18 protein-coding genes are annotated in these 20,758 nt (G+C 62.0%); 15 read left to right on the top strand and 3 right to left on the bottom strand.

The genetic code is table 11. The features are described 5' to 3' along the window. Positions 1-357: 357 nt before the first annotated feature. The 4 genes from pta (at position 358) to HWE17_RS26605 (ending at position 4,448) form a co-directional block, all read left to right on the top strand. On the top strand, positions 358-1,359 hold the full coding sequence (pta, locus tag HWE17_RS26620; protein WP_176390853.1) for a phosphate acetyltransferase: 1,002 nt from the start codon (positions 358-360) through the stop codon (positions 1,357-1,359). Position 1,360: 1 nt separating this feature from the next. Continuing rightward, entirely contained in the window at positions 1,361-2,122 is a 762-nt protein-coding gene (locus HWE17_RS26615) for a sulfite exporter TauE/SafE family protein (RefSeq protein ID WP_035826496.1), read from the top strand. 299 nt (positions 2,123-2,421) lie between these two features. Continuing rightward, entirely contained in the window at positions 2,422-3,309 is an 888-nt protein-coding gene (locus HWE17_RS26610; RefSeq protein WP_176390852.1) for an RNA ligase family protein, read from the top strand. Continuing rightward, complete coding sequence (locus HWE17_RS26605; protein WP_176390859.1) at positions 3,309-4,448, top strand: AAA family ATPase; 1,140 nt, start codon at positions 3,309-3,311, stop codon at positions 4,446-4,448. The genes HWE17_RS26610 and HWE17_RS26605 overlap by 1 nt, the downstream gene beginning before the upstream one ends. 4 nt (positions 4,449-4,452) lie before the next feature. Here the strand turns inward: HWE17_RS26605 and HWE17_RS26600 are convergent, their stop codons facing one another. The 3 genes from HWE17_RS26600 to HWE17_RS26590 are packed head-to-tail and all read right to left on the bottom strand — an operon-like array spanning position 4,453 to position 8,037. Further along, complete coding sequence (locus tag HWE17_RS26600) at positions 4,453-6,183, bottom strand: cobalt chelatase (protein ID WP_176390851.1); 1,731 nt, start codon at positions 6,181-6,183, stop codon at positions 4,453-4,455. Further along, positions 6,180-7,154 carry an AAA family ATPase gene (locus HWE17_RS26595; protein WP_176390850.1) on the bottom strand — a complete coding sequence of 325 codons (975 nt, stop codon included), beginning with the start codon at positions 7,152-7,154 and terminating at the stop codon, positions 6,180-6,182. The genes HWE17_RS26600 and HWE17_RS26595 overlap by 4 nt, the downstream gene beginning before the upstream one ends. 40 nt (positions 7,155-7,194) lie before the next feature. Then, entirely contained in the window at positions 7,195-8,037 is an 843-nt protein-coding gene (locus tag HWE17_RS26590; RefSeq protein ID WP_034758582.1) for an IclR family transcriptional regulator, read from the bottom strand. Positions 8,038-8,232: 195 nt separating this feature from the next. On the opposite strand from HWE17_RS26590, the gene xsc reads away from it, so the two are divergent. The 11 genes from xsc to HWE17_RS28920 form a co-directional block, all read left to right on the top strand. Continuing rightward, on the top strand, positions 8,233-10,041 hold the full coding sequence (gene xsc, locus HWE17_RS26585) for a sulfoacetaldehyde acetyltransferase (RefSeq protein WP_176390858.1): 1,809 nt from the start codon (positions 8,233-8,235) through the stop codon (positions 10,039-10,041). Between the two features lie 278 nt (positions 10,042-10,319). Continuing rightward, entirely contained in the window at positions 10,320-10,748 is a 429-nt protein-coding gene (locus HWE17_RS26580) for a nuclear transport factor 2 family protein (RefSeq protein WP_176390849.1), read from the top strand. Positions 10,749-10,773: 25 nt separating this feature from the next. After that, positions 10,774-12,213, top strand: a complete 1,440-nt coding sequence (locus HWE17_RS26575) for an FAD-binding oxidoreductase (protein WP_099380832.1) — start codon at positions 10,774-10,776, stop codon at positions 12,211-12,213. 155 nt (positions 12,214-12,368) lie between these two features. Then, entirely contained in the window at positions 12,369-13,382 is a 1,014-nt protein-coding gene (gene tauA / locus HWE17_RS26570; protein WP_176390857.1) for a taurine ABC transporter substrate-binding protein, read from the top strand. Between the two features lie 84 nt (positions 13,383-13,466). Then, positions 13,467-14,282, top strand: a complete 816-nt coding sequence (locus HWE17_RS26565; protein ID WP_034788398.1) for a taurine ABC transporter ATP-binding protein — start codon at positions 13,467-13,469, stop codon at positions 14,280-14,282. Positions 14,283-14,361: 79 nt separating this feature from the next. Next, positions 14,362-15,156 carry an ABC transporter permease subunit gene (locus HWE17_RS26560; protein WP_255206401.1) on the top strand — a complete coding sequence of 265 codons (795 nt, stop codon included), beginning with the start codon at positions 14,362-14,364 and terminating at the stop codon, positions 15,154-15,156. Between the two features lie 278 nt (positions 15,157-15,434). Continuing rightward, positions 15,435-16,862, top strand: coding sequence for an amino acid permease (locus tag HWE17_RS26555; RefSeq protein WP_217916903.1), 1,428 nt, complete (start codon positions 15,435-15,437; stop codon positions 16,860-16,862). After that, a complete protein-coding gene (locus HWE17_RS26550) occupies positions 16,855-18,075 on the top strand; it encodes a molybdopterin-dependent oxidoreductase (RefSeq protein WP_176390847.1) in 1,221 nt (406 codons plus the stop codon). The genes HWE17_RS26555 and HWE17_RS26550 overlap by 8 nt, the downstream gene beginning before the upstream one ends. Positions 18,076-18,085: 10 nt before the next feature. Continuing rightward, a complete protein-coding gene (locus HWE17_RS26545) occupies positions 18,086-18,697 on the top strand; it encodes a c-type cytochrome (RefSeq protein WP_176390846.1) in 612 nt (203 codons plus the stop codon). Between the two features lie 298 nt (positions 18,698-18,995). Then, positions 18,996-20,429 carry a glycoside hydrolase family 19 protein gene (locus HWE17_RS26540; RefSeq protein WP_369681779.1) on the top strand — a complete coding sequence of 478 codons (1,434 nt, stop codon included), beginning with the start codon at positions 18,996-18,998 and terminating at the stop codon, positions 20,427-20,429. 103 nt (positions 20,430-20,532) lie between these two features. Next, positions 20,533-20,758, top strand: a 226-nt coding sequence (locus tag HWE17_RS28920; protein ID WP_303625460.1) for a carbohydrate-binding protein, incomplete at its 3' end; no start/stop codon positions are given.

The raw sequence follows: 20,758 nt of genomic DNA, 5'->3' as shown, positions 1-20,758 counted from the left end.
CCCGGCCTTGAAGAAAGCGATCGACATGCAGATGAATGAAGGCAAGACGACCATCATCGAAATCATGTGCACGCGCGAGCTGGGCGACCCGTTCCGTCGGGATGCGCTGAGCAAACCTGTGCGGCATCTGGACAAATATAAAGATTACGTTTGATTGCTTGAGCCAGCGGCCAAAAGCTGGGGTCAGACCCGGCGGGTCTGACCCCGGAATTTCGGGTACCTGCATCTGCATGCGCGTAATCCGACACCACTGTGACCGATCCTTGTATGACCCCGGCAATCGCGCCGGGTTTTATGTGCCGGAGCCATCTTTGTGCTTCCATGGTTCCGGCATTTTTTTACCGAATTGGAGTCGCCATGAAAGCCCTGCACCGCATCATCGCGCAAGCCCGCGCCGTGCCGAAAAACATCGTCTTGTGCGAGGGTGACGACGTGCGCGTGCTGCAGGCGGCCGCGCGTGCCGCTGCCGAAGGCCTGGCGCACATCACCATCGTCGGCAAGCCGGCCGCCATCCTGGCCCTGGCGCGGGAACACGCGCTGGACCTGGACGCCGTGCGCCTGGTCGATCCGGCAACGTCTGACGAGTCGGAACACTATGCCCAGCAATTGTTCGTGCTGCGCCAGGCCAAGGGCATGACGGTGGAGCAGGCGAGAACCGCCGTGCAGGATCCCTTGTGCTATGCCAACCTGATGGTGCGCCTGGGCGACGCGGACGGTTGCGTGGCGGGGGCCGTGCACACGACGGCCGACGTGGTGCGCAGCGCCATCCAGATCATCGGCGTCGATCCGGCCTTCAAGCTCGTGTCCAGCTTTTTCCTGATGATGCTGTGCGAGCCATTCCACAGCCTCAAGGGCGGTTTCATCTTTTCCGACTGCGCCCTCGTGGTCGACCCGAAAGCCGAGGAACTGGCCGACATCGCCATGGCCGCCGCCGACAGCGCGCAAGCCTTGCTGATGGAAGAACCGAGGGTGGCCATGCTGTCGTTTTCCACCAGCGGCAGCGCCCACCACGCGGCCGTCGACAAGGTGCATGCGGCAACAGACCGGGTCAAGGCCCAGCGTCCGCTGCTGGCCATCGATGGCGACGTGCAACTTGATGCGGCCATTGTGGCCGAAATTTCGCAGAGAAAAGTCAAGGATTCCGTCGTGAATGGACGTGCGAATGTGCTGGTGTTCCCGAACCTCGACGCGGGCAATATCGGCTACAAGCTGGCCGAACGCATGGGCGGCGCCGTCGCCATCGGCCCCTTGCTGCAAGGCTTGAAGAAACCGGCCAACGATCTGTCGCGCGGCTGCAGCGCCGATGACGTGTACAACGTGATCGCGGTCACGTCCGTGCAGGCCCAGGGTGGGCGCTGAGTTGTTCAGCTGGCCCGTGCTGGCGCTGCTGGGCGTGGTGGCGGCGGGCACGTATTTCCAGACCGTCACGGGTTTTGGCCTGGGCATGATCGTCATGGGCGTGGCCAGCGGGTTGGGCCTGGCGCCCGTGCCCGCACTGGCGGCCCTTGTCAGTTTATTGTCGCTGGCCAATTGCCTCGTGGCCTTGCCGGGTGCCTTGCACCACCTGGACTGGCGCGCCATCCGCGCCGCCAGCATCGGTTTGCTGCCCGCCATGGCGGCTGGCGTGTTGCTGCTCGGCTACCTGGACCAGGCGTATGCGCCCCTGCTGCATCTCTTGCTGGGCGCGGCCATCGTGTATGGCGGCATCAGCATTTTGTTGCAAGCGCCGCCGGGACCGGGCGCGGCGGATAAACGCAGCTTCTTCATCAGCGGCGTGTGCGGCGGCCTGTTCTCGGGCCTGTTTTCGCTGGCCGGGCCACCGCTCGTGTACCAGTTCTATCGCCAGGAAATGAGTCTGAAAACCATCCGCTACAGCCTGATCTTTTTGTTCGCCATCAGCGCGGGCGGGCGCTCGCTGATGGCGGGTAGCCAGGGCCAGCTGGACGCAAAAGTGCTGTTGCTGTGCTCGCTGGCCTTGCCCGTGGGCGTGCTGGCCACGATGGCTGGCAAGCGCTACCCGCCGCCGATCGCCCAGCGCGGCATGCGCCGCATCGCGTTTGCCGTGCTGACCTTGATCGGCATTTCGCTGATGGCGGCGGCCGTGCCGCAATTGCTGGACTAGTCTCCAAGCGTGCGGCGCTTGCAAAATAATTAAACTGCCGTTATATTCCCGGTTCTTTCTAGAACCTCTTCCTTATTGGAGCCAAAAGTGCCTCGCTACTTCGCCATCACCTGCTAACGCTGACGAAATGCTCTTTGCAGCATCGTTCGGCGCGTTGACGCCCCCGATTGCTGCGGCACTGCTCTTGCTCTTCCCGCACACGTATCCGAGACCCTGGTCTTGATCGTCCACGCCCGAACACGTCGTCAGCACCCCTGACCCTGTATGGACACGCCCCGGTGAACGCGGCGTGGGACGCTATGTTTTTACAATCTTTACCCTTATTCAAATACCCGCGCACGCCGCACCTGGAAGGCTCGCGCCTGCAGGACGGCGACGACGGTTCCGACCAGACGCCCCTGAAAAAGCTGGCCGGCCAGTACGTCGTCATCGAGGAAAAAATCGATGGCGCCAACTCTGCCGTGTCGTTCAGCGACGCGGGCGAGGTGCTGCTGCAGTCGCGCGGCCATTACCTGGCGGGCGGCGGCAGCGAACGCCAGTTCAACCTGTTGAAACCGTGGGCGCATGCGCACGAACACGCCTTGCTGCACCTGCTGGAAGACCAGTATGTGCTGTTTGGCGAATGGTCGTACAGCAAGCATTCCGTGTTTTACGACCGGCTGCCCCATTACTTCAACGAGTTCGACGTGTATTGCCGCCGCAGCCAGATGTTCTTGTCGACGGCGCGCCGCCACGCCATGCTGGCCGGCTCTCCCGTGCTGTCCGTGCCCGTGCTGTATGCGGGATTGATGCCGACTTCGCCGAAACAGCTGTGGCTGCTGCTGCGCCATTCGCTGGCCAAGTCCCGCTTGTGGCGCGACGCTTTTGAAACCGCGGTGGCGCGCGAACGCCTGCCGCTGGACCTGTGCTGGAAGCAGACGGACAAGTCCGACCACGCGGAAGGCCTGTATCTGAAAGTGGAAGACGACGAGCAAGTGCTGGCCCGCTACAAGCTGGTGCGCCATGACTTTACGCAAACCATCCTCGACAGCGGTTCGCACCACAGCACGCGGCCCTTGATCCCGAACCAGCTGGCCGAGGGCGTGGACCTGTACGCACCGCAGCCGCTCGTCACGTGGGAAAGCCTGGGCTTGCACACCTGCCGGTCGCTCGACGAACTGGCAGTTTTTTCAAGGAATACAAAATGATGCACTGGAAAACCCTGCAGCAACTGGTGCCGCCAACGGGCCGGTCGCCCGATTTCAATGCTTGCCTGGCCGCCTTCCCGCAGCTGGAACTGGCCAAGACGACGCCGCAAAACCCCGTGTACCACGCGGAAGGCGATGTGTGGACGCATACCATGATGGTGGTGGAATCCCTGCTGGCCATGCCCGAATACCAGGCTGCCACGCGGGCGGAACAGGAAATCGTGTTTCTCGCCGCCTTGCTGCACGACGTGGCCAAGTGCAGCACCACGGTGATCGATCCGGTGACTGGCGCCATCGGCCAGCCGGGGCACTCGCGCAAGGGCGCCCTCGATGCGCGCATCGCCCTGTGGGATGGCGACGTGCCGTTTGCCGCGCGCGAGGAAATCTGCCGCCTGATCAATGTGCACCAGGTGCCGTTCTTTGCGCTGGAAACGTCGCGGCGCGGCGTCACGCCCGAGTTCACCGTGCGCGAACTGTCGTGGCAGGTGGATATCCGCCTGCTGGCCATGCTGGCCGAAGCCGATATTCGCGGGCGCATCTGTCCCGATCCGCAGCGCATACTCGACGCCATCGAGCTGTTCCGCGAACTGGCGCGCGAAGAAGGCTGTTATGGACAGCGGCGTGCCTTTGTCGACGACCATACGCGCGTCAAATATTTTCGCGGCGCCGAGGCGCATCCCGACTATCCCCTGTTCCAGGAGCCGGGTTCGCACGTGATCGTCATGTCGGGCTTGCCCGCGTCCGGCAAGAACACGTGGGTGGAGAAACACCATCCGCGCCTGCCCGTCGTGTCGTTTGACGATGCGCGGACGGCCTTGGGCTTGAAGCACGGCAAGAACGAAGGGCAGGTGGGCGACTATGCGGAAGAGCGGGCGCGCGAATTGTTGCGCCGTGGCGAACCGTTCGTGTGGAACGCCACGCATCTGTCCAAACTGATGCGCGAAAAGACGCTCAACCTGCTGTACAAATACCATGCGCAGGTGGAGCTCGTGTACCTGGAGCAGCCGCGCAAGGAGTTACTGCGGCGCAACGGCCAGCGCGACACGTCACTGAGCAACAAGAAGCTGCAAGCGATGCTGTGGAACTGGGAAATCCCGCTGCCGATGGAAGCGCATGCCGTGCGCTATGAGGTGAGTTGAACCGCTAGCGCTTGCGTCCACCGAGCAACTGCGCGATCTCGCTGAACAGCTCATTGTTCAGCGAGGAGGGCAGGGGGGTGGCCAGGCTGCGGCTGTAGTAGGCCCCCAGGTCCAGGCCCAATCCCAGACCGCAGATTTCCACCGCGCCCTGCGCTTCGCGGCGCGCCACTACTTGTTTCAGATGTTGGGCCAGGTAAAACTCGTCGTTGGCCAGATTCGTGGCCGTATCCATCGGGCAACCGTCGGACACGACGAGCAGGATGCGCCGCCGCTCCGGGCGCGCCAGCATGCGCGTGCACGCCCAGTCCACGGCTTCGCCATCGACGCCTTCGCGGTACAGGTCCGCCTTCAGCAGGGCCGCGATGTCGGGCCGCGCGCGGCGCCAGCTGGTATCGCCCTCCTTGAACACCATGTGCACGAGTTCGTTCAAGCGGCCCGGATTGGCGGGCGAGCGGGCGCGCATCCAGTCGCGCTTGACTCGTCCTCCGTTCCACGCGCCCGTCGTAAAGCCCAGCAATTCGGTGGTGATGCCGGCCTGGTCCAGCGCGCGCAACAGAATGTCGAGCAGCACGGCCACGGATTCCGCATGCGTCTTCATGGAGCCGGAACAATCGACGAGAAAGGACACCAGGCAATCGGATTGCGGCAGGAATTGTTCCTTGCGAAACAGCCTGCGCTCGGACGGCGAACTGATCAGCTGCGCCAGCCGCCGGCCATCGATATACCCCTCTTCTTCGCCAAATGACCAGCCATCGCGCTGGGGCACGGCCAGCAATTGCGTGAACCGCCGCGCCAGACGTGCCGTGTTGATGCCCAGGCTGGCGATGCGGGCATCCATGCGTTCGCGGTAGTCGAGCAGCAGGGCGCGGCGCACGAGCTCGCCCGCTTTTTCCTCGCGGTCATATGCTGTGGAGTAAGCCTTGTAGCCGCCATCGCCATCGCTGAAGGCGCGGCTCTCGCCCAGCGGGGCGGCGTCTGGAATATTGTCGTTATCGCTGTCGAAATCGAGCAGCAGCTTGAAGGCTGCCTGCGCCTTGGCGTCTCCCCCATCGTCCTGGCTGCCGTCGCGCACCGCTTGCGCTTCTTTCAGCATGGCATCGACGGCGTGGGCGATGGCCAGCGCGTGCCGCGCAAAGGCCGCCTGGTCGGCACGGTGGCGGCGCAAGCCAGCCAGGTCGCCGCTCAGTGTTGAGGACACCGACCAGCGCGTGGCCTCGATAAAATCTTCCGTCTTTTCCAGCACGGGCCTGGCCGTCAGGCGCGACCAGCACATCTGGAACACTGTATACAAGAGCAAGCCCGATGCGCCTTCCGCCAGGCCGGAATCGTAAAATGCATGCGACCAGGCCGTGAAACGGTGGCGCAGGTTGGCGATCACGCCGGCATGTTGATCTGGCGCAAGCGTTTCCACCCTTAACTGTTCCAGCAGTTCGAAGACGAGGCGCGCCACGGGGGCAAGCGGACACAGGGACTTGTGCAGGGCGGCATCCGTGTGCAGCAGCCGCAGGGCCACGCTGTCGGCCGCGCCGCGCAGCGACGGCAAATCCTGCAGCGCCGCATCGGGCTGCAGATGGGCCGCATGGATGGGCAGGGGGCGGTGACCGTCGTGCAGGCGCCGGCCCCGGTAGCGTATCGAGGGAGAACCGCTGAGGGCGCGGATGGCGCCCGCGCATAACTCGTCCGTTTCCTGCTGTTCGCGCGTGTAGGCGGCCGGCGCCGTCGCTTCCGTACTCATGCCTGGCTCGCCAGCAATTCCTCATTGAAACAGCGCTGGTAATACTCGGCCACCATGGGTCGCTCGGCCTCGTCGCATTTGTTGAGGAAGGACAGGCGGAATGCCAGGGCCGGGTCGCGGAAGATCTGGCAATTCTCCGCCCAGGTAATGACGGTGCGCGGCGACATCAGACACGCCAGGTCGCCTGCCGCATAACCGTGGCGCGTGAGGCTGGCCACGGCCACCATGCTGCTGGCCAGTTGGCGGCCCGCCTCGTCGTTCATGGCGGGGACACGCGCCAGGACGATCTGCGCTTCTTCGTCCTGCGGCAGATAATTCAAGGTGGCAACGATGTTCCAGCGGTCGATCTGCGCGTGGTTGAGCACTTGGGTGCCGTGGTACATGCCGTTCAAGTTGCCGAGGCCCACCGTGTTCGAGGTGGCGAACAGGCGGAAGTGGGGATGCGGCGTGATGACCCGGTTCTGGTCGAGCAGGGTGAACTTGCCGTCGCGCTCGAGAATGCGCTGGATGACGAACATCACGTCGGGGTGGCCTGCGTCGTACTCGTCGAAGATCAGGGCCACGGGCCTTTGCAGCGACCAGGGCACGATGCCTTCCTGGAATTCCGTCACCTGCTGCTGTTCGCGCAGCACGATGGCGTCCTTGCCGACCAGATCCAGGCGGCTGATGTGGCCGTCGAGGTTGACCCGCACGCAAGGCCAGTTCAGGCGCGCCGCCACTTGCTCGATATGCGTGGACTTGCCCGTGCCGTGCAAGCCCTGCACCATCACCCTGCGGTTGTGGGTGAAACCGGCCAGTATCGCCAGGGTCACATCCTTGTTGAAGCGGTAGGCGGGATCGATGTCGGGCACGTGCGGGTCGCGCTCCGTGAAGACGGGCACGAGCAGGTCGCTGTCGATATCGAACAGGCTGCGCACGGACTGCAAGGTTTGCGCCGCTGCGGCGGGGGGATGTTGGCGTGAATCTGGCACCTTGTTCTCCTGTGAAACCGCAGCATGGGCGCTACGGCGGTTATGAATGACCGGTTTGCAATGCGTCGTCGTCCCCGCCCGTCGTCGGCATGGTTTCCGATTCGATGGCGGCCAGGGCTTGCGCGGCGCGCTGCAATGCTGGCAAGAAATGTAAAGCCTTGTCGTGCGTCAAACGGATGATGGGCGCCTGGATGGCCACGGCCAGGTTCGAGCGGCCATTTGGGTTCGGCACCAGCACGGCCACGCACAGCAGGCCGGGCAGGAATTCCTCGTCGTCCAGCGCATAGCCGTTGCGGCGCACCAGTTCCAGTTCGCGTTCCAGCTTGACGGGATCCGTTTCCGTCTTGTCCGTAAAGCGCGTCAATTCCATATGGCCCAGCAGGCGGCGCCGTTGTACGGGCGTCATCTGTGCCAGGAACAGCTTGCCGCTGGACGAGCAGTGGGCCGGCACGCGCGAACCGGGATGCAGGTAAAAGCGCAGCGGGGCCGCCGTTTCCACCCGGTCCAGGTACACCACTTCGCTGCCGCTGAAGGCCGTCAGGTTGCAGCTTTCGCCCACTTCCTCGACCAGCTGGCGCAAGACCATGCGGCGGGCGCCATGGAACGTGTTGTTAATCAAGAGGTTCGACGCGAGGCGGCGCAGGCGCACGCCCGTGCTGTAGTGGCGGCCATCGCTTTCGCGCTGCAGCACGCCCACGCTTTCCAGCTGTTGCAGCATGCGGTGCAGGGTGGGCTTGGGCAAGCCCGTTTCTTCCACCAGCGCTTGCAGCGACAGCAACTGGTCTTTTTCGGCAATCACTTCCAGCAAGGCAAACAAACGCATCGTGGGCGTGTCGCCTTCCAGTTTTTCCGGCTCAAGTTTTGGGGATGAAATCATGTCCATGGTGGCCTCGGTTGTCTGTCTGAGTGTTATTTCATTTTCGAACTCAAATTGTACCGTTTCCTCGAAATTCTGTTTGACTTTTGATTGCCGAACGCTTAAATTGAATTGTATATCAAATTTCGGAACAAAATATACCGTTTTTTGATAATTTAGACGAAGCTTATCACCACAGACCAGGAGACACCCATGAATGACATGACCGAGCAAAAAGCCGCCGCCGCAGTGGCCACCCCCACCGGCCCGCAAAAGATGACGCCTTCCGAAGCGTTCGTGGAAACCCTGGCCGCCAATGGCGTGACCGACATGTTCGGCATCATGGGCTCGGCCTTCATGGACCCGATGGACATTTTTGCGCCGGCCGGCATCCGTTTGATTCCCGTCGTGCACGAGCAGGGCGCCGGCCACATGGCTGACGGCTATGCCCGCGTCTCGGGCCGCCATGGCGTGGTCATCGGCCAGAACGGCCCCGGCATCAGCAATTGCGTCACCGCCATCGCCGCCGCCTACTGGGCGCATACCCCCGTCGTGATCATCACGCCGGAGACGGGCACGATGAGCATGGGCCTGGGCGGCTTCCAGGAAGCGAATCAGCTGCCGATGTTCGAGGAATTCACGAAATACCAGGGTCACGTGACGAATCCGGCCCGCATGGCGGAATTCACGGGCCGTTGTTTTGACCGCGCCATGTCCGAAATGGGCCCGACACAACTGAACATCCCGCGCGACTATTTTTATGGCGAAATCAAGGCGGAAATCCCGAAACCGAACCGCCTGGACCGTGGCGCCGGCGGCGAGCAAAGCCTCAACGATGCGGCCGAACTGCTGGCCAAGGCCAAGTTCCCCGTGATCATTTCGGGCGGCGGCGTCGTCATGGGCGAAGCCATCGAAGAGTGCAAGGCCCTGGCCGAGCGCCTCGGCGCGCCCGTCGTCAACAGCTACCTGCACAACGATTCCTTCCCCGCCAGCCACCCGCTGTGGTGCGGTCCGCTCGGTTATCAAGGTTCGAAAGCGGCGATGAAACTGATCGCCAAGGCCGACGTCGTCGTCGCTTTAGGCTCGCGCCTGGGCCCGTTCGGTACCTTGCCGCAGCACGGCATGGATTACTGGCCGAAGAATGCCAAGATCATCCAGATCGACGCGGACAACAAGATGCTGGGGCTGGTGAAAAAGATTTCGGTGGGCATCTGCGGCGACGCCAAGGCGGCCGCGAAAGCCATCCTGGCGCGCCTGGATGGAAAGACGCTCGACTGCGACGCGACGCGCGACGAGCGCTATGCCACCGTGCAAGCCGAAAAAGCGGCGTGGGAAGAGGAATTGACGAACTGGACACACGAAAAAGATGCGTACAGCCTGGACATGATTGAGGAACAGAAGAAAGAGCCAGGCAATTATCTGCACCCGCGCCAGGTCTTGCGCGAGCTGGAAAAAGCCATGCCGGAAGACGTGATGGTGTCGACCGACATCGGCAACATCAACTCGGTGGCCAATAGTTACCTGCGCTTTGAAAAGCCGCGCAGCTTCTTTGCGGCGATGAGTTTTGGCAACTGCGGCTACGCGTTCCCGACCATCATCGGCGCGAAAGTGGCGGCGCCGCACCGTCCGGCCGTGTCGTATGCGGGCGACGGCGCCTGGGGCATGAGCTTGATGGAAACGATGACCTGCGTGCGCCACAACATTCCCGTCACGGCCGTGGTGTTCCATAACCGCCAGTGGGGCGCGGAAAAGAAAAACCAGGTCGATTTCTACAACCGCCGCTTCGTCGCCGGTGAACTCGACAACCAGAGCTTTGCGGAAATTGCGCGGGCCATGGGCGCCGAAGGCATCACGGTCGACAAGCTGGAAGACGTGGGTCCGGCCCTGAAAAAGGCGATCGACATGCAGATGAATGAAGGCAAGACGACCATCATTGAAATCATGTGCACGCGTGAACTGGGCGACCCGTTCCGCCGCGATGCGCTGAGCAAACCTGTGCGTCACCTGGACAAGTATAAAGACTACGTTTGATGTGATGGTGTTGTTGGATTACGCCCTCTGGGCTAATCCAACCTACGCGTGGTGCTGGCGTAGGTCGGATTAGCCGGGCGTAAGCCCGGCGTAATCCGACACAGTGCTGTGACGAAATTCTCACACATTGTCACTTCTTCATCGCTATTTCAATAAAGAATACAAAGCGTCCCGGTATTTGGATTATTTGATTTGACAAGCCCAAGCATTAAGCTTAAATTCAATAAAATACTAAAAAACGGAACGAATAGTACCAAATTCGACTCACGGAGACAAAAATGAACACACGAGTACCTACCGACGCCGTCACCACCGCTGTCACTACTGACTTCCTGCAAGCGTTCGGCGATGCCTGGAACCGCCACGATATCGATGCCCTGATGGCCGCCATGGCCGACGATTGCGAATTCCACGCCGTGGCCGGCCCTGATTTGCTGGGCAAGAGTTTTATCGGCCGCGACGCCGTGCGCGCCGGCTTTGAGCTGGCCTGGCAAACCTTCCCCGACGCGGCATGGCTTAACCCCGTGCACTTCGTCAGCGGCGAGCGCGGCGTGACGGAATCGACGTTTGCCGGCACCAAGGCGGACGGCACGCGCATCGAAGCGCGCATGGTCGACATTTTTACTTTCCGCGATGGCAAGATCGCCGTGAAGAACGCTTTCCGCAAGGATCGCCCACCCGTCGCTACCGGCAACAAAGCCGCCTGAGCCAGCACGTTCACCGGGAATGATCATGAACAAACCTGTCGACACCCCATCTGACGTACTGGGCAACAGCACCGCTGCCCGCACGCCCTACGATCCCGCCTTCGATCCGCTGGTGGCCCAGCGCCCCGGCCACGGCAATGCTTACGCGCCCACCTACTGGATCGGCACGGCCGGCGAACCGCCCGCCGATGACGGCCCCATCACGCATGACATCGACGTCGACGTGGCCATCATCGGCTCGGGTTTTACCGGCCTCTCCTGCGCCATCTTCCTGGCCCAGGAACACGGCATCAAGGCCACCGTGCTGGAAGCGAACCGCGTCAGCTGGGGCTGCAGCACGCGCAATGGCGGCCAGGCGCAATGCACGACGGGCCGCCTGAAGCGCTCGCAGTGGATAGACCGCTATGGGCTGGACACGGCCCTGAAACTGCACACGGAAGTGTGCGACGCGATGGAAACGTTCAAGAAGATCACGGCCGATATCGATTGCGACCCGCAGCCGGGCGGCCACCTGTACATCGCCCACAAGGCGAAAGCCATGCCCGCGCTGGAAAAAGAAGCCAAGATCATGCGCGAGATCTTCAAGTATGACGCGCGCATCCTCGACGCCGATACCGTCAAGCGCGAATTCGTCGACGACAAGGAAGCGGCCGGCGCGCTGCACGAGCCGGAAGGCATCGGCATCCACGCGGGCAAGCTGGCGTTCGGCTACCTGCGCAAGGCGCGCGCGCTGGGCGCCAAAGTGCACCCGTCCAGCCCGGTGATGGGCTGGGAAACGCGCAATGGCGTGCATTATCTGCAAACGCCAGGCGGCGTGGTGCGTGCCCGTGCCGTGGCCGTGGCCACGGGCGGCTACACCTCGCCGCACCTGCACCCGCAAGTGAAAAACCGCTTGCTGCCGATTCTGTCGAACTCGCTCGTCACGCGCCCGTTGACCCCGGCGGAAATCGCGGCGTGTAATTTCCGCACCCACCAGGTGATCACGGATACGCGCATCCTGCGCCACTACTACCGCTTGATGCCGGACAACCGCGTGCAGATCGGCAGCCGCAGTGCCATCACGGGCGCCGACGCGCCGGACGAGAAATACAAACAGTTTTTGATCAACGATCTGCACCGCAAGTTCCCCGCGCTGACCGGGATCGGCATCGATTATTCGTGGTGGGGCTGGGTCGACGTCAGCCACGACATGATGCCGCGCATCGTGCAACCGGACCCGAAGCAATCGATCTTCTATTCGCTCGGTTACGGCGGCAACGGCGTCATGTACTCGGCGCAGGCGGGCCGGCGCATGGCCGAGCGCATCGCGGGCAAGGCCAGCGACACGGGCTTGCCGATCTTCAATTCCAAATTGCCATATCCCAACATGATGGAACTGGTCGAATCGCAAGCCTTCGCCCCGTTCCGTCGCCTGGGCCAGCGCTTCCTGTACCGCTGGTATCACTTGAAGGATGAAGTGTTTTAAATAGCAGTAGCCGTACCAAGCCGCCGTATGGTTGACAAAGAGCAACCAGCGGCGCCTGTTCCGCAAGGAGCAGATATTGCCCGAACGTTCACACATAACAATAAATCTTGGAGTGAGACATGAACACAAATACGAGCAAAACGGTTTTTTCAACGATGCGCCGCGCCGTCCTCGGCACCCTGGTGCTGGGCGTAGTGGCGGCCTCCAGCGGTACCGCCTTTGCGCAAGGCAAGGAAGTGACGATTGCCTACCAGGAAATCAACGGTCCCTTCCTGGTGGCCATCGCCAGCGGCGAAGTGGAAAAAACCACCGGCTATAAAATCAACTGGCGCAAGTTCGATTCGGGCGCCAAGGTAGCCACCGGTATGGCGTCCGGCGACGTGCAGATCGGCGTCATCGGTTCCAGCCCTCTGACGGCGGCCGTCAGCCGCGGTGTCGACCTGCAGCTGTTCTGGATCATCGACGACATCAATGAAGCCGAAGCGATGGTGGCCCGCAATGGCGCCGGCATCGCCAAGCCGACGGACCTGCGCGGCAAGAAAATCGCCGTGCCTTTTGTTTCCACCACGCACTTCCACACCATGTTCGCGTTGGAAACGTGGGGCATCAAGCCCACGGAAGTGAAATTGCTGAACATGCAGCCGAACCAGATCGCCGCGGCCTGGGAACGGGGCGATATCGATGCCGCCTTCGTGTGGGATCCGGCATTGAGCAAGCTCAAGCAAAACGGCAAGGTGCTCGTCACGTCCGGCGAACTGAGCAAGAAGGGCAAGGCCACGTTTGACGGCATGGCCGTCGAGCGCGCCTGGGGCGAAGCGAATGCCGATTTCATGGCCAAGTTCGTCAAGGTGATGGCTGCCGCCGATGCCGACTACCGCGCCAATCCGAAGGCGTGGACCATCGATTCCCCGCAAGTGAAAGCCAACGTCAAGCATTCGGGCGCGGCCGCCAAGGACGTGGCCGCCTCCGTGGCCCTGTACGCCTATCCATCGCTGCAGGAGCAGGCGTCGCCGGCCTGGCTCGGTGGCGGCGCGAAGGGCGGCGTGGCGCAAGCCTTGCTGGCCACGGCGCAATTTTTGAAGGGCGAAGGCAAGATCGACACCCTGGCAACAGATTACGCCAAGTATGTGACACCCAGGTATGCACAGGCCGCCGGCCTGCTGAAGTAAACGTTGTGCGATGGCGCGCCTGCGGGCGCGCTGACTGAACAGAATGCGTTGAACTGAAGTGACTACACCTATGCGGGGCACATGATGGAAAATCTCTACGTCAAGGATGTCAGCGTGATTTATCCGGGCAAGACGGCCGGTGAACGCGTACATGCCTTAAATAATATCAATCTCACCATCAATAGCGGCGACTTCGTCGTCGCGCTCGGTGCCTCGGGTTGCGGCAAGACAACCTTGCTGAGCCTGATGGCGGGCTTTATCGCCCCCTCCAAGGGCGAAATCATGCTCGGGGACAATAAAGTCGAAGGGCCGGGCGCCGACCGTGGCGTCGTGTTCCAGAAACATGCCTTGCTGCCATGGCTGAACGTGATGGAAAACGTGGAATTCGGCCTCAAGCTGCAAGGCGTGGCGAAAGCCGTGCGGCGCGAACAGGCGGCGAAAAACCTGGCGCTGGTCGGTTTGAAGGACTTTCACGACAATATGATTTATCAGTTGTCGGGCGGCATGCAGCAAAGGGTGGGCATCGCCCGCGCCCTGACCAGCAATCCCGCCATGCTGCTGATGGATGAACCGATGGCGGCGCTCGACGCGCTGACGCGCGAAACCATCCAGGAATTGCTGCTCGATATCTGGGCCAAGTCCAGTACCATGTTTTTCTTCATTACCCACAGCGTCGACGAGGCGCTGTTCCTGGCGAACCGGCTGATCGTCATGTCGCCCCGTCCGGGCCGCATCACGCATACCTATGAACTCGATTTTAACAAGCGCTTCCTCGAATGCCGCGATGCGCGCGCCGTGAAATCGAGCCCGGACTTCATCAAGATGCGCGAAACAGTGCTCAACATCATTTATGGCGACGAGCGCGCAGTCAACAAAGAGCTGGAGGTGTCCCATGCATAGCCCATCCGTCGTGGGATTTCCTCCCACCACCGCCAAGCGCGCCGGCTTCTTTGGCCGCTTGTTCGCTCCCCGCTGCGCCATGCCCGGCGAAGCGTTCGGCGCGCCGGGGCAGGGCAATTCCAGCCGCATCGCTACCGTCACCGTCATCGCTGTATTGCTGTTGTGGTTTGGCGTGACGGCCAGCGGCATGGTCAAACCGCTGTTTTTACCTTCGCCGCAAGCCGTGTACGAGAAATTCATCATGGCGGCCACCACCGGCTTCGGCGGCGCCACTTTGTGGGAACACACGGTCGCCAGTCTGGTACGCGTGTTCGGCGCCTTTGGCCTGGCTTGCGTGCTGGCCATTCCCATCGGCGTGATGATGGGCGTCAACCGCGTGGCACGCGGCATCTTCGATCCCTTGATCGAGTTCTACCGCCCGCTGCCGCCGCTCGCTTACTTGCCACTGGTTATCATCTGGTTCGGCATCGGCGAGTTTTCGAAGGTCTACCTGATCTTCCTGGCCATCTTCGCGCCGATGGCGATCGCCGCCCGCGCCGGCGTCAGCTCCGTGTCGCTGGAGCAAATCCACGCGGCGTACTCGATGGGCGCCACGCGTTTCCAGGTCATCGTGCACGTGATTTTGCGCGCCGCGATACCGGAAATTCTCACCGGCATGCGCATCGGCATCGGCGTGGGCTGGACCACCCTGGTGGCGGGCGAGATGGTGGCGGCCACGCGCGGCCTCGGCTACATGGTGCTGAGCGCCTCCGAGTTCCTGGCCAGCGATGTGGTGATCATGGGCATTATCGTGATCGGCTTCTTCGCTTTCCTGTTTGATTTGATGATGCGTTACCTCGAACGTACCCTCGTGCCATGGAAGGGCAAGGTGTAAGACGTTCCCGGGAGTGGCGCGCACGCCACAAGTGTTGCCGCCGCTCCCTTTTTTTAGCAACCCTAACCGTACGTAACCTCCAGCGCGCTTGCCCCTTGGCTGCCGCGCCGGGCCGCTGCATTTCCAGATTGACTTATGGAATGCGGCCAACCAGACTGATTCACACGATGTATCGATGCTGCTTGACGGTGTTGCCCAAATAAAACAAAGCCGCGCGGCAAGAACAAGCCGCAGCAGGCCAGGGCGCACCGAGCTTCAGATATTACTAGGAGACAAACATGATTAGCGACAACCACAACAACACGGGCTTGCAGCACTCGCTCAAGCAACGCCACATGAGCATGATCGCCATCGGCGGCGTGATCGGCGCCGGCCTCTTTGTCGGCAGCGGCGTGATCGCCAAGGCCGCCGGCCCGGCCGCCATCCTTTCCTTCCTGCTCACGGGCGGCCTCGTCGTCCTGATCATGCGCATGCTGGGCGAGCTGGCTTCGTCCCTGCCCGTGGTCGGCTCCTTTTACGAATATGCGCGCCTGGCCTTCGACGACAAGCCGAAGGTCTCGAAATTCCTCGGCTTCATGAGCGGCTGGATGTACTGGTATTTCTGGGTCGTCGTCGTAGCGCTGGAAGCCATCGCCGGCGCCAAGCTCGTCAACTTCTGGCTGCCCGACGTGCCATCGTGGGCTATCAGCCTGGTGCTGCTTGTCTCGATGACGGTGCTCAATCTGTTCTCCGTGAAAGCGTTTGGCGAATTCGAATTCTGGTTCGCCTCGATCAAGGTCGTTGCCATCATCGTCTTCCTGTTCGTCGGCGCCCTGTTCATCACGGGCAGCTTGCCCAACAGCATCCCAAGCCTGGGCTTTTTGACCAGCAACGGCGGCTTCATGCCCCATGGCTGGGGACCGGTGCTCAGTGGCGCCGTCGCCGCCACGGCCTTTTATTCGGGCGCCGAGATCGTCACCATCGCCGCCGCCGAAACGTCGGACCCGGCCAAGGCTATCGCCCGCGCCACCAATTCCGTCATCACGCGCGTGCTGATGTTTTATGTGGGATCCATGTTTGTCGTCGTCTGCATCGTGCCCTGGGATTCGCCGGCCATCGCCACGCCTTTCGTCAGCGCCCTGACCGTCATGAACATCCCGTACGCGGCCCACATCATGAACGCCATCATTTTGACGGCCGTGCTGTCTGCCCTGAATTCCAGCCTGTACGCTTCGTCGCGCATGATCTTTGCGCTGACGCGCCGCGGCGACGCCCCCACGGGCCTGGTCAAGCTGAGCAAGAACGGCGTGCCGATTCGCGCCATTTTGTTCAGCACCTTGTTCGCCTATTTCGCCATCGCCGTCTCGTATGTCTCGGCCGACCTGGTGTTCCCCTTCATCGTCAACTCCTACGGTATCCTGATCCTGTTCGTCTACCTGCTCATTGCGATATCTCAATTGCGCCTCCGTCGCCGGCTGGAACGCGAATGCCCGGAACGCATCAAGGTGCGCATGTGGCTGTTTCCCTACCTGACGTATTTCACCATCATCGCCATGCTGGTGATCCTGGGCGCCATGAGCGTGTCGTCCGATACGGAGCAGCGCGTGTCGTTCTGGTTCGGCCTGTTGAGCGTGGTCATCATGAGCGTCATGTACTACATCAAGAAACTGGTCAACGACGACCGCAACGGCGGCAACGAAGCCAAGGTGGAGCTCAAACATGTCTGATACGACCTTGTTGCCCGCAGGCCGGCGCCGCTTCCTGCGCACGACGGCCGCCCTGGGCGCCGCCGTCGTGGCCGGCCCAGCCTTGGCGGAGTCCGTCACTTTGCCGTTTGAAAACGGCGAGCGCGAGCTGGTGGCCTTCCCGCAAAAGCGTCCGCTGATCCTGCTGACCAGCCGACCGCCCCAGCTGGAAACGCCGTTCAGCGTCTTCAGCGAAGGCGCCATCACGCCCAATGACGCGTTTTTCGTGCGCTACCACTGGAGCGGCTTGCCCACCAGCATTGATGGCAGCAGCTACCGGCTGCGCATAGCCGGCCTCGTCAAAACGCCTTTGGAATTGTCGCTGGCGGAACTGAAACAGCTGGCCGCGCCCGTCGAGGTGGTGGCCGTGACGCAATGTTCGGGCAATAGCCGCGGCTTTTTCGCCCCGCGCGCGAACGGCGGACAGCTGGGCAATGGCGCCATGGGCAATGCCCGCTGGACGGGTATCCCCCTGAAAACCGTGCTGGAAAAGGCCGGCATCGCGGCCAGCGCCGTGCAGGTCGCCTTCAATGGCCTGGAAACGCCGCCCGTGGGCGATGGCCCCGATTTTCAGAAAGCCCTGTCGGTCGAGCACATCATGGCAGGCGACGTCATGCTGGCCTGGGCCATGAATGGCGAGGACATTCCTTTCCTCAACGGCTATCCGCTGCGCCTGATCGTGCCAGGGTTCTATGGCACTTACTGGGTCAAGCACTTGAGCGACATCACGGTGCTCGACAAGCCGTTTGACGGCTTCTGGATGAGCACGGGCTACCGCATTCCCGACAACGGTTCCGGCTTCATCGAACCGGGTGCGCCCGTGGGCAAGACGACGCCGATCAGCCGCCTCAACGTGCGCTCGTTCATTACCAGCGTGCAAGATGGCGCGCAGGTGAAAGCGGGGCGAGACCTGGCGCTGCGCGGCATCGCTTTTGACGGCGGCCAGGGCATCAGCGAGGTGAGCGTATCGGTGGACGGCGGCCAGACGTGGCAGGAAGCCACCTTGGGCAAGGACCTGGGGCGCTTCTCGTTCCGCGAGTGGACGATGCTCATGAAGGCGCCGCGCAAGGGCAAGCACGTGCTGATGGTGCGCGCCGTCAACCGCATCGGCCAGAGCCAGCCCATGAAAGCCCTGTGGAATCCCATGGGTTATATGCGCAACGTGGTGGAAACCACGCGCATCCAGGCAGTCTGAGGAGAACCATATGAAGATATTACTTGCCGCGCTGGCACTGTCGGCGGCGGGCGGCGCGTGCGCGCTGGAAATCCATTTGCCGCCGGAAACGGCGACCTACAAAGCCAGCGAATTGCCCGGCTACCAGCTGGTGCAGCGCAACTGCATGACGTGCCACGCGGCCCAGTACGCATCGAGCCAGCCGCCCGCTTCGCCGCGCGCCTACTGGGAAGCGACCGTCAAGAAGATGAAAAAGCCGTTCGGCGCCCAGTTTGACGACGCGGACGTGCCGGCCATGGTCGATTACCTGGTGAAAACCTATGGCGTGGAGCGGGGCGCCATCGTACCTGCTGCAGCCGCCAAACCCGTGGCAGCCGCGGTCCCGGCCGCCAGCGGCAAGGATGTGAAAACCTTGCTGGCGGCGAACGGCTGCATGGCTTGCCACGCGCTCGACCAGAAGGTGGTCGGCCCCGGCTTTGCGGAAGTGGCGGCCAGGTACAAGGGCAAAGATGGTGTCGCCGCCGTGGCGGCCAACATCCGCAGTGGCGGTTCCGGCAAATGGGGCGCCGTGCCCATGCCGCCGTTCAGCCAGCTCAGTGCAGCCGATGCGGCCAGTCTGGCGAAGTACGTGCTGAACAGATAAGTTCGTCCCGGACGCGCGGCAACCCTTAATACCACTTGCCGCCACCCCTCTTGCGCGGTATTGCCCGCTGCCATTGCGCAGCGGGCTTTTTTTACTTCCCCCATTCGCCGCTGCATCGCTTGCCAAAGCAACAATCCTCAGCACTGGTATTGTAAAAAACACCGTTATACAAAACCACTTGACTACCAATTTAGGGCGTCGCATTCTCTGTGCAGAAAGCCGACGCTTCGCTGTGCTTTCTTTACGTACAACATAAAAAGCTACTTCGATAGTTTTCGTATAACGTTCAGGAGACACTGTGAAGACACGGCAAATTAGCCGGCTGGCCTCGCCTTTGATGGCTGGCCTGCTGGGCAGCGCGCTGCTCGCTTGCGGCGGCAATTCCACCACCGAACCCCCATCGACCCTGCTGGCCGCCACGGCTGCCAGCGACAGTTGCGCCGCCTGGAGCGCCGCTGCCGTCTACACGGCGGGACAATGCGCCGTCTATGACGGCAAGGTCTACCGCGCCAAATGGTGGGTGCAGGGCACGGCACCGAACAACGACCAGTGGGGACCGTGGAGCCTCGATACGAGCACTCCGACACCAACGCCGACGCCAACGCCGACGCCGACGCCGACTCCAACGCCGACGCCTGGCATTCCCACCAAGGCCCAGGCCGAGGCGAACGAGGCGGCGCTGACGAACAACGATTTCTTCCGCAAGGTCAAGGCCTCGATCCGCACCCTGGGCAATGCTGCCGTCGAAGCCGTGCAGCCTGGCCTGGCCAGCAATCCGCTCAACGTGAAGCGGGTCGAGCGCCTGCTGCCGGCGGCGAAGTGGGATTATTATTTTGCCGCGCGCGACGCCAGTTATACCTACCAGCGCTTCCTGCAAGCCGTGGCCAAGTTCCCCGCCGTGTGTGACGACTACAGCGACGGACGCAATGCGGACGCCATCTGCCGCCACAGCCTGTCCACCATGTTCGCCCATTTTGTGCAGGAAACGGGCGACCATAACGCCAGCAGCCCGCTGCCGCAATGGCGCCAGGGCTTGAAGTATTTGCGCGAGCTGGGCTGCGACGAAACGGGCGCCGGCTGCGGCTACAACATCGAGTGCGCCGACCCCGTCTTCAACAAGGTGTGGACTTGTGGCAAGAACGCGGATGGCAGCTTCAAGAAGTATTTCGGCCGCGGCGCCAAGCAGCTGTCGTACAACTACAATTACGGCCCATTTTCGCAAGCCATGCATGACGGCGACCAGTCCGTTCTGCTGAAGAACCCGGACCTGGTGGCGTCGACCTGGCTGAACCTGGCCTCGGCCACGTTTTTCTTTGTCTATCCGCAACCGCCGAAGCCGTCGATGCTGCATGTGCTGGACGGTACGTGGGTGCCGAACGCGGCCGATACGACGGCGGGTGCGGGCAATAACTTTGCCACCACCATCATGATCATCAACGCCGAATGCGGACAGGGCACGGAAAAGCAGGCCGCGCAAAACCGCATCGATTACTACAAGCAATTTGCCGCCGACATGGGCTGGGATTATTCCGGCGAACAACTGTCTTGCGCCAACATGCAACGCTTCACCCCGGCCAGTTCCGCTTCCTACAACATTTATTGGGAAAAGAACTGGAGCGCCGGTGGCGACAACCAATGCCAGCTGGTCAGCTATCAAACCCCGTACAGCGCCTTGCTGGCCGGGAACTACGTGAAATGCGTGGAAGCCAACTGGAATGTGAAGTTGCAGTAGCAGCAAAAGCAGGACCAGCCAGCCAGGGATAACAGTTGACAAGAGCCCCTTCAGGGGCCTGCAACAGCTCTCGATGTAAAACCATAACGGAGACCAATACAACATGAAATCGAATGCATTATTGATGGCCCTGCTCAGCGGCGTACTCGTCGCCTGCGGCGGCGGCCAGGACGGTACGACCGCCACCCCGAACACCTTGCTCGCCGCCGTCGAAGCGTGCGCCGTCTGGGATGCCGCCACCGTCTACACGGGCGGCCAGTGCGTGCTGTACCAGGGCGTCACCTACAAGGCCAAGTGGTGGACGCAGGGCAATGTCCCGAGCGCCACGG

This window comes from Janthinobacterium sp. BJB401 (assembly GCF_013372745.1).
GTDB lineage: Bacteria > Pseudomonadota > Gammaproteobacteria > Burkholderiales > Burkholderiaceae_D > Janthinobacterium > Janthinobacterium rivuli.
Note: the sequence above shows the minus strand (reverse complement) of the source record. Positions and strands in the feature narration are given on the sequence as shown.

Excerpts from the sequence above, each read along its gene's own strand:
- xsc (WP_176390858.1), top strand. The coding sequence starts at position 8,233 with ATGACCGAGCAAAAAGCCGCCGCCGCAGTGGCCACCCCCACCGGCCCG.
- HWE17_RS26545 (WP_176390846.1), top strand. The coding sequence starts at position 18,086 with ATGAAGATATTACTTGCCGCGCTGGCACTGTCGGCGGCGGGCGGCGCG.
- HWE17_RS26590 (WP_034758582.1), bottom strand. The coding sequence starts at position 8,037 with ATGGACATGATTTCATCCCCAAAACTTGAGCCGGAAAAACTGGAAGGC.
- HWE17_RS26605 (WP_176390859.1), top strand. The coding sequence starts at position 3,309 with ATGCACTGGAAAACCCTGCAGCAACTGGTGCCGCCAACGGGCCGGTCG.
- HWE17_RS26550 (WP_176390847.1), top strand. The coding sequence starts at position 16,855 with ATGTCTGATACGACCTTGTTGCCCGCAGGCCGGCGCCGCTTCCTGCGC.
- tauA (WP_176390857.1), top strand. The coding sequence starts at position 12,369 with ATGCGCCGCGCCGTCCTCGGCACCCTGGTGCTGGGCGTAGTGGCGGCC.
- pta (WP_176390853.1), top strand. The coding sequence starts at position 358 with ATGAAAGCCCTGCACCGCATCATCGCGCAAGCCCGCGCCGTGCCGAAA.
- HWE17_RS26555 (WP_217916903.1), top strand. The coding sequence starts at position 15,435 with ATGATTAGCGACAACCACAACAACACGGGCTTGCAGCACTCGCTCAAG.
- HWE17_RS26560 (WP_255206401.1), top strand. The coding sequence starts at position 14,362 with ATGCCCGGCGAAGCGTTCGGCGCGCCGGGGCAGGGCAATTCCAGCCGC.
- HWE17_RS26580 (WP_176390849.1), top strand. The coding sequence starts at position 10,320 with ATGAACACACGAGTACCTACCGACGCCGTCACCACCGCTGTCACTACT.
- HWE17_RS26565 (WP_034788398.1), top strand. The coding sequence starts at position 13,467 with ATGGAAAATCTCTACGTCAAGGATGTCAGCGTGATTTATCCGGGCAAG.
- HWE17_RS26575 (WP_099380832.1), top strand. The coding sequence starts at position 10,774 with ATGAACAAACCTGTCGACACCCCATCTGACGTACTGGGCAACAGCACC.
- HWE17_RS26600 (WP_176390851.1), bottom strand. The coding sequence starts at position 6,183 with ATGAGTACGGAAGCGACGGCGCCGGCCGCCTACACGCGCGAACAGCAG.
- HWE17_RS26610 (WP_176390852.1), top strand. The coding sequence starts at position 2,422 with ATGTTTTTACAATCTTTACCCTTATTCAAATACCCGCGCACGCCGCAC.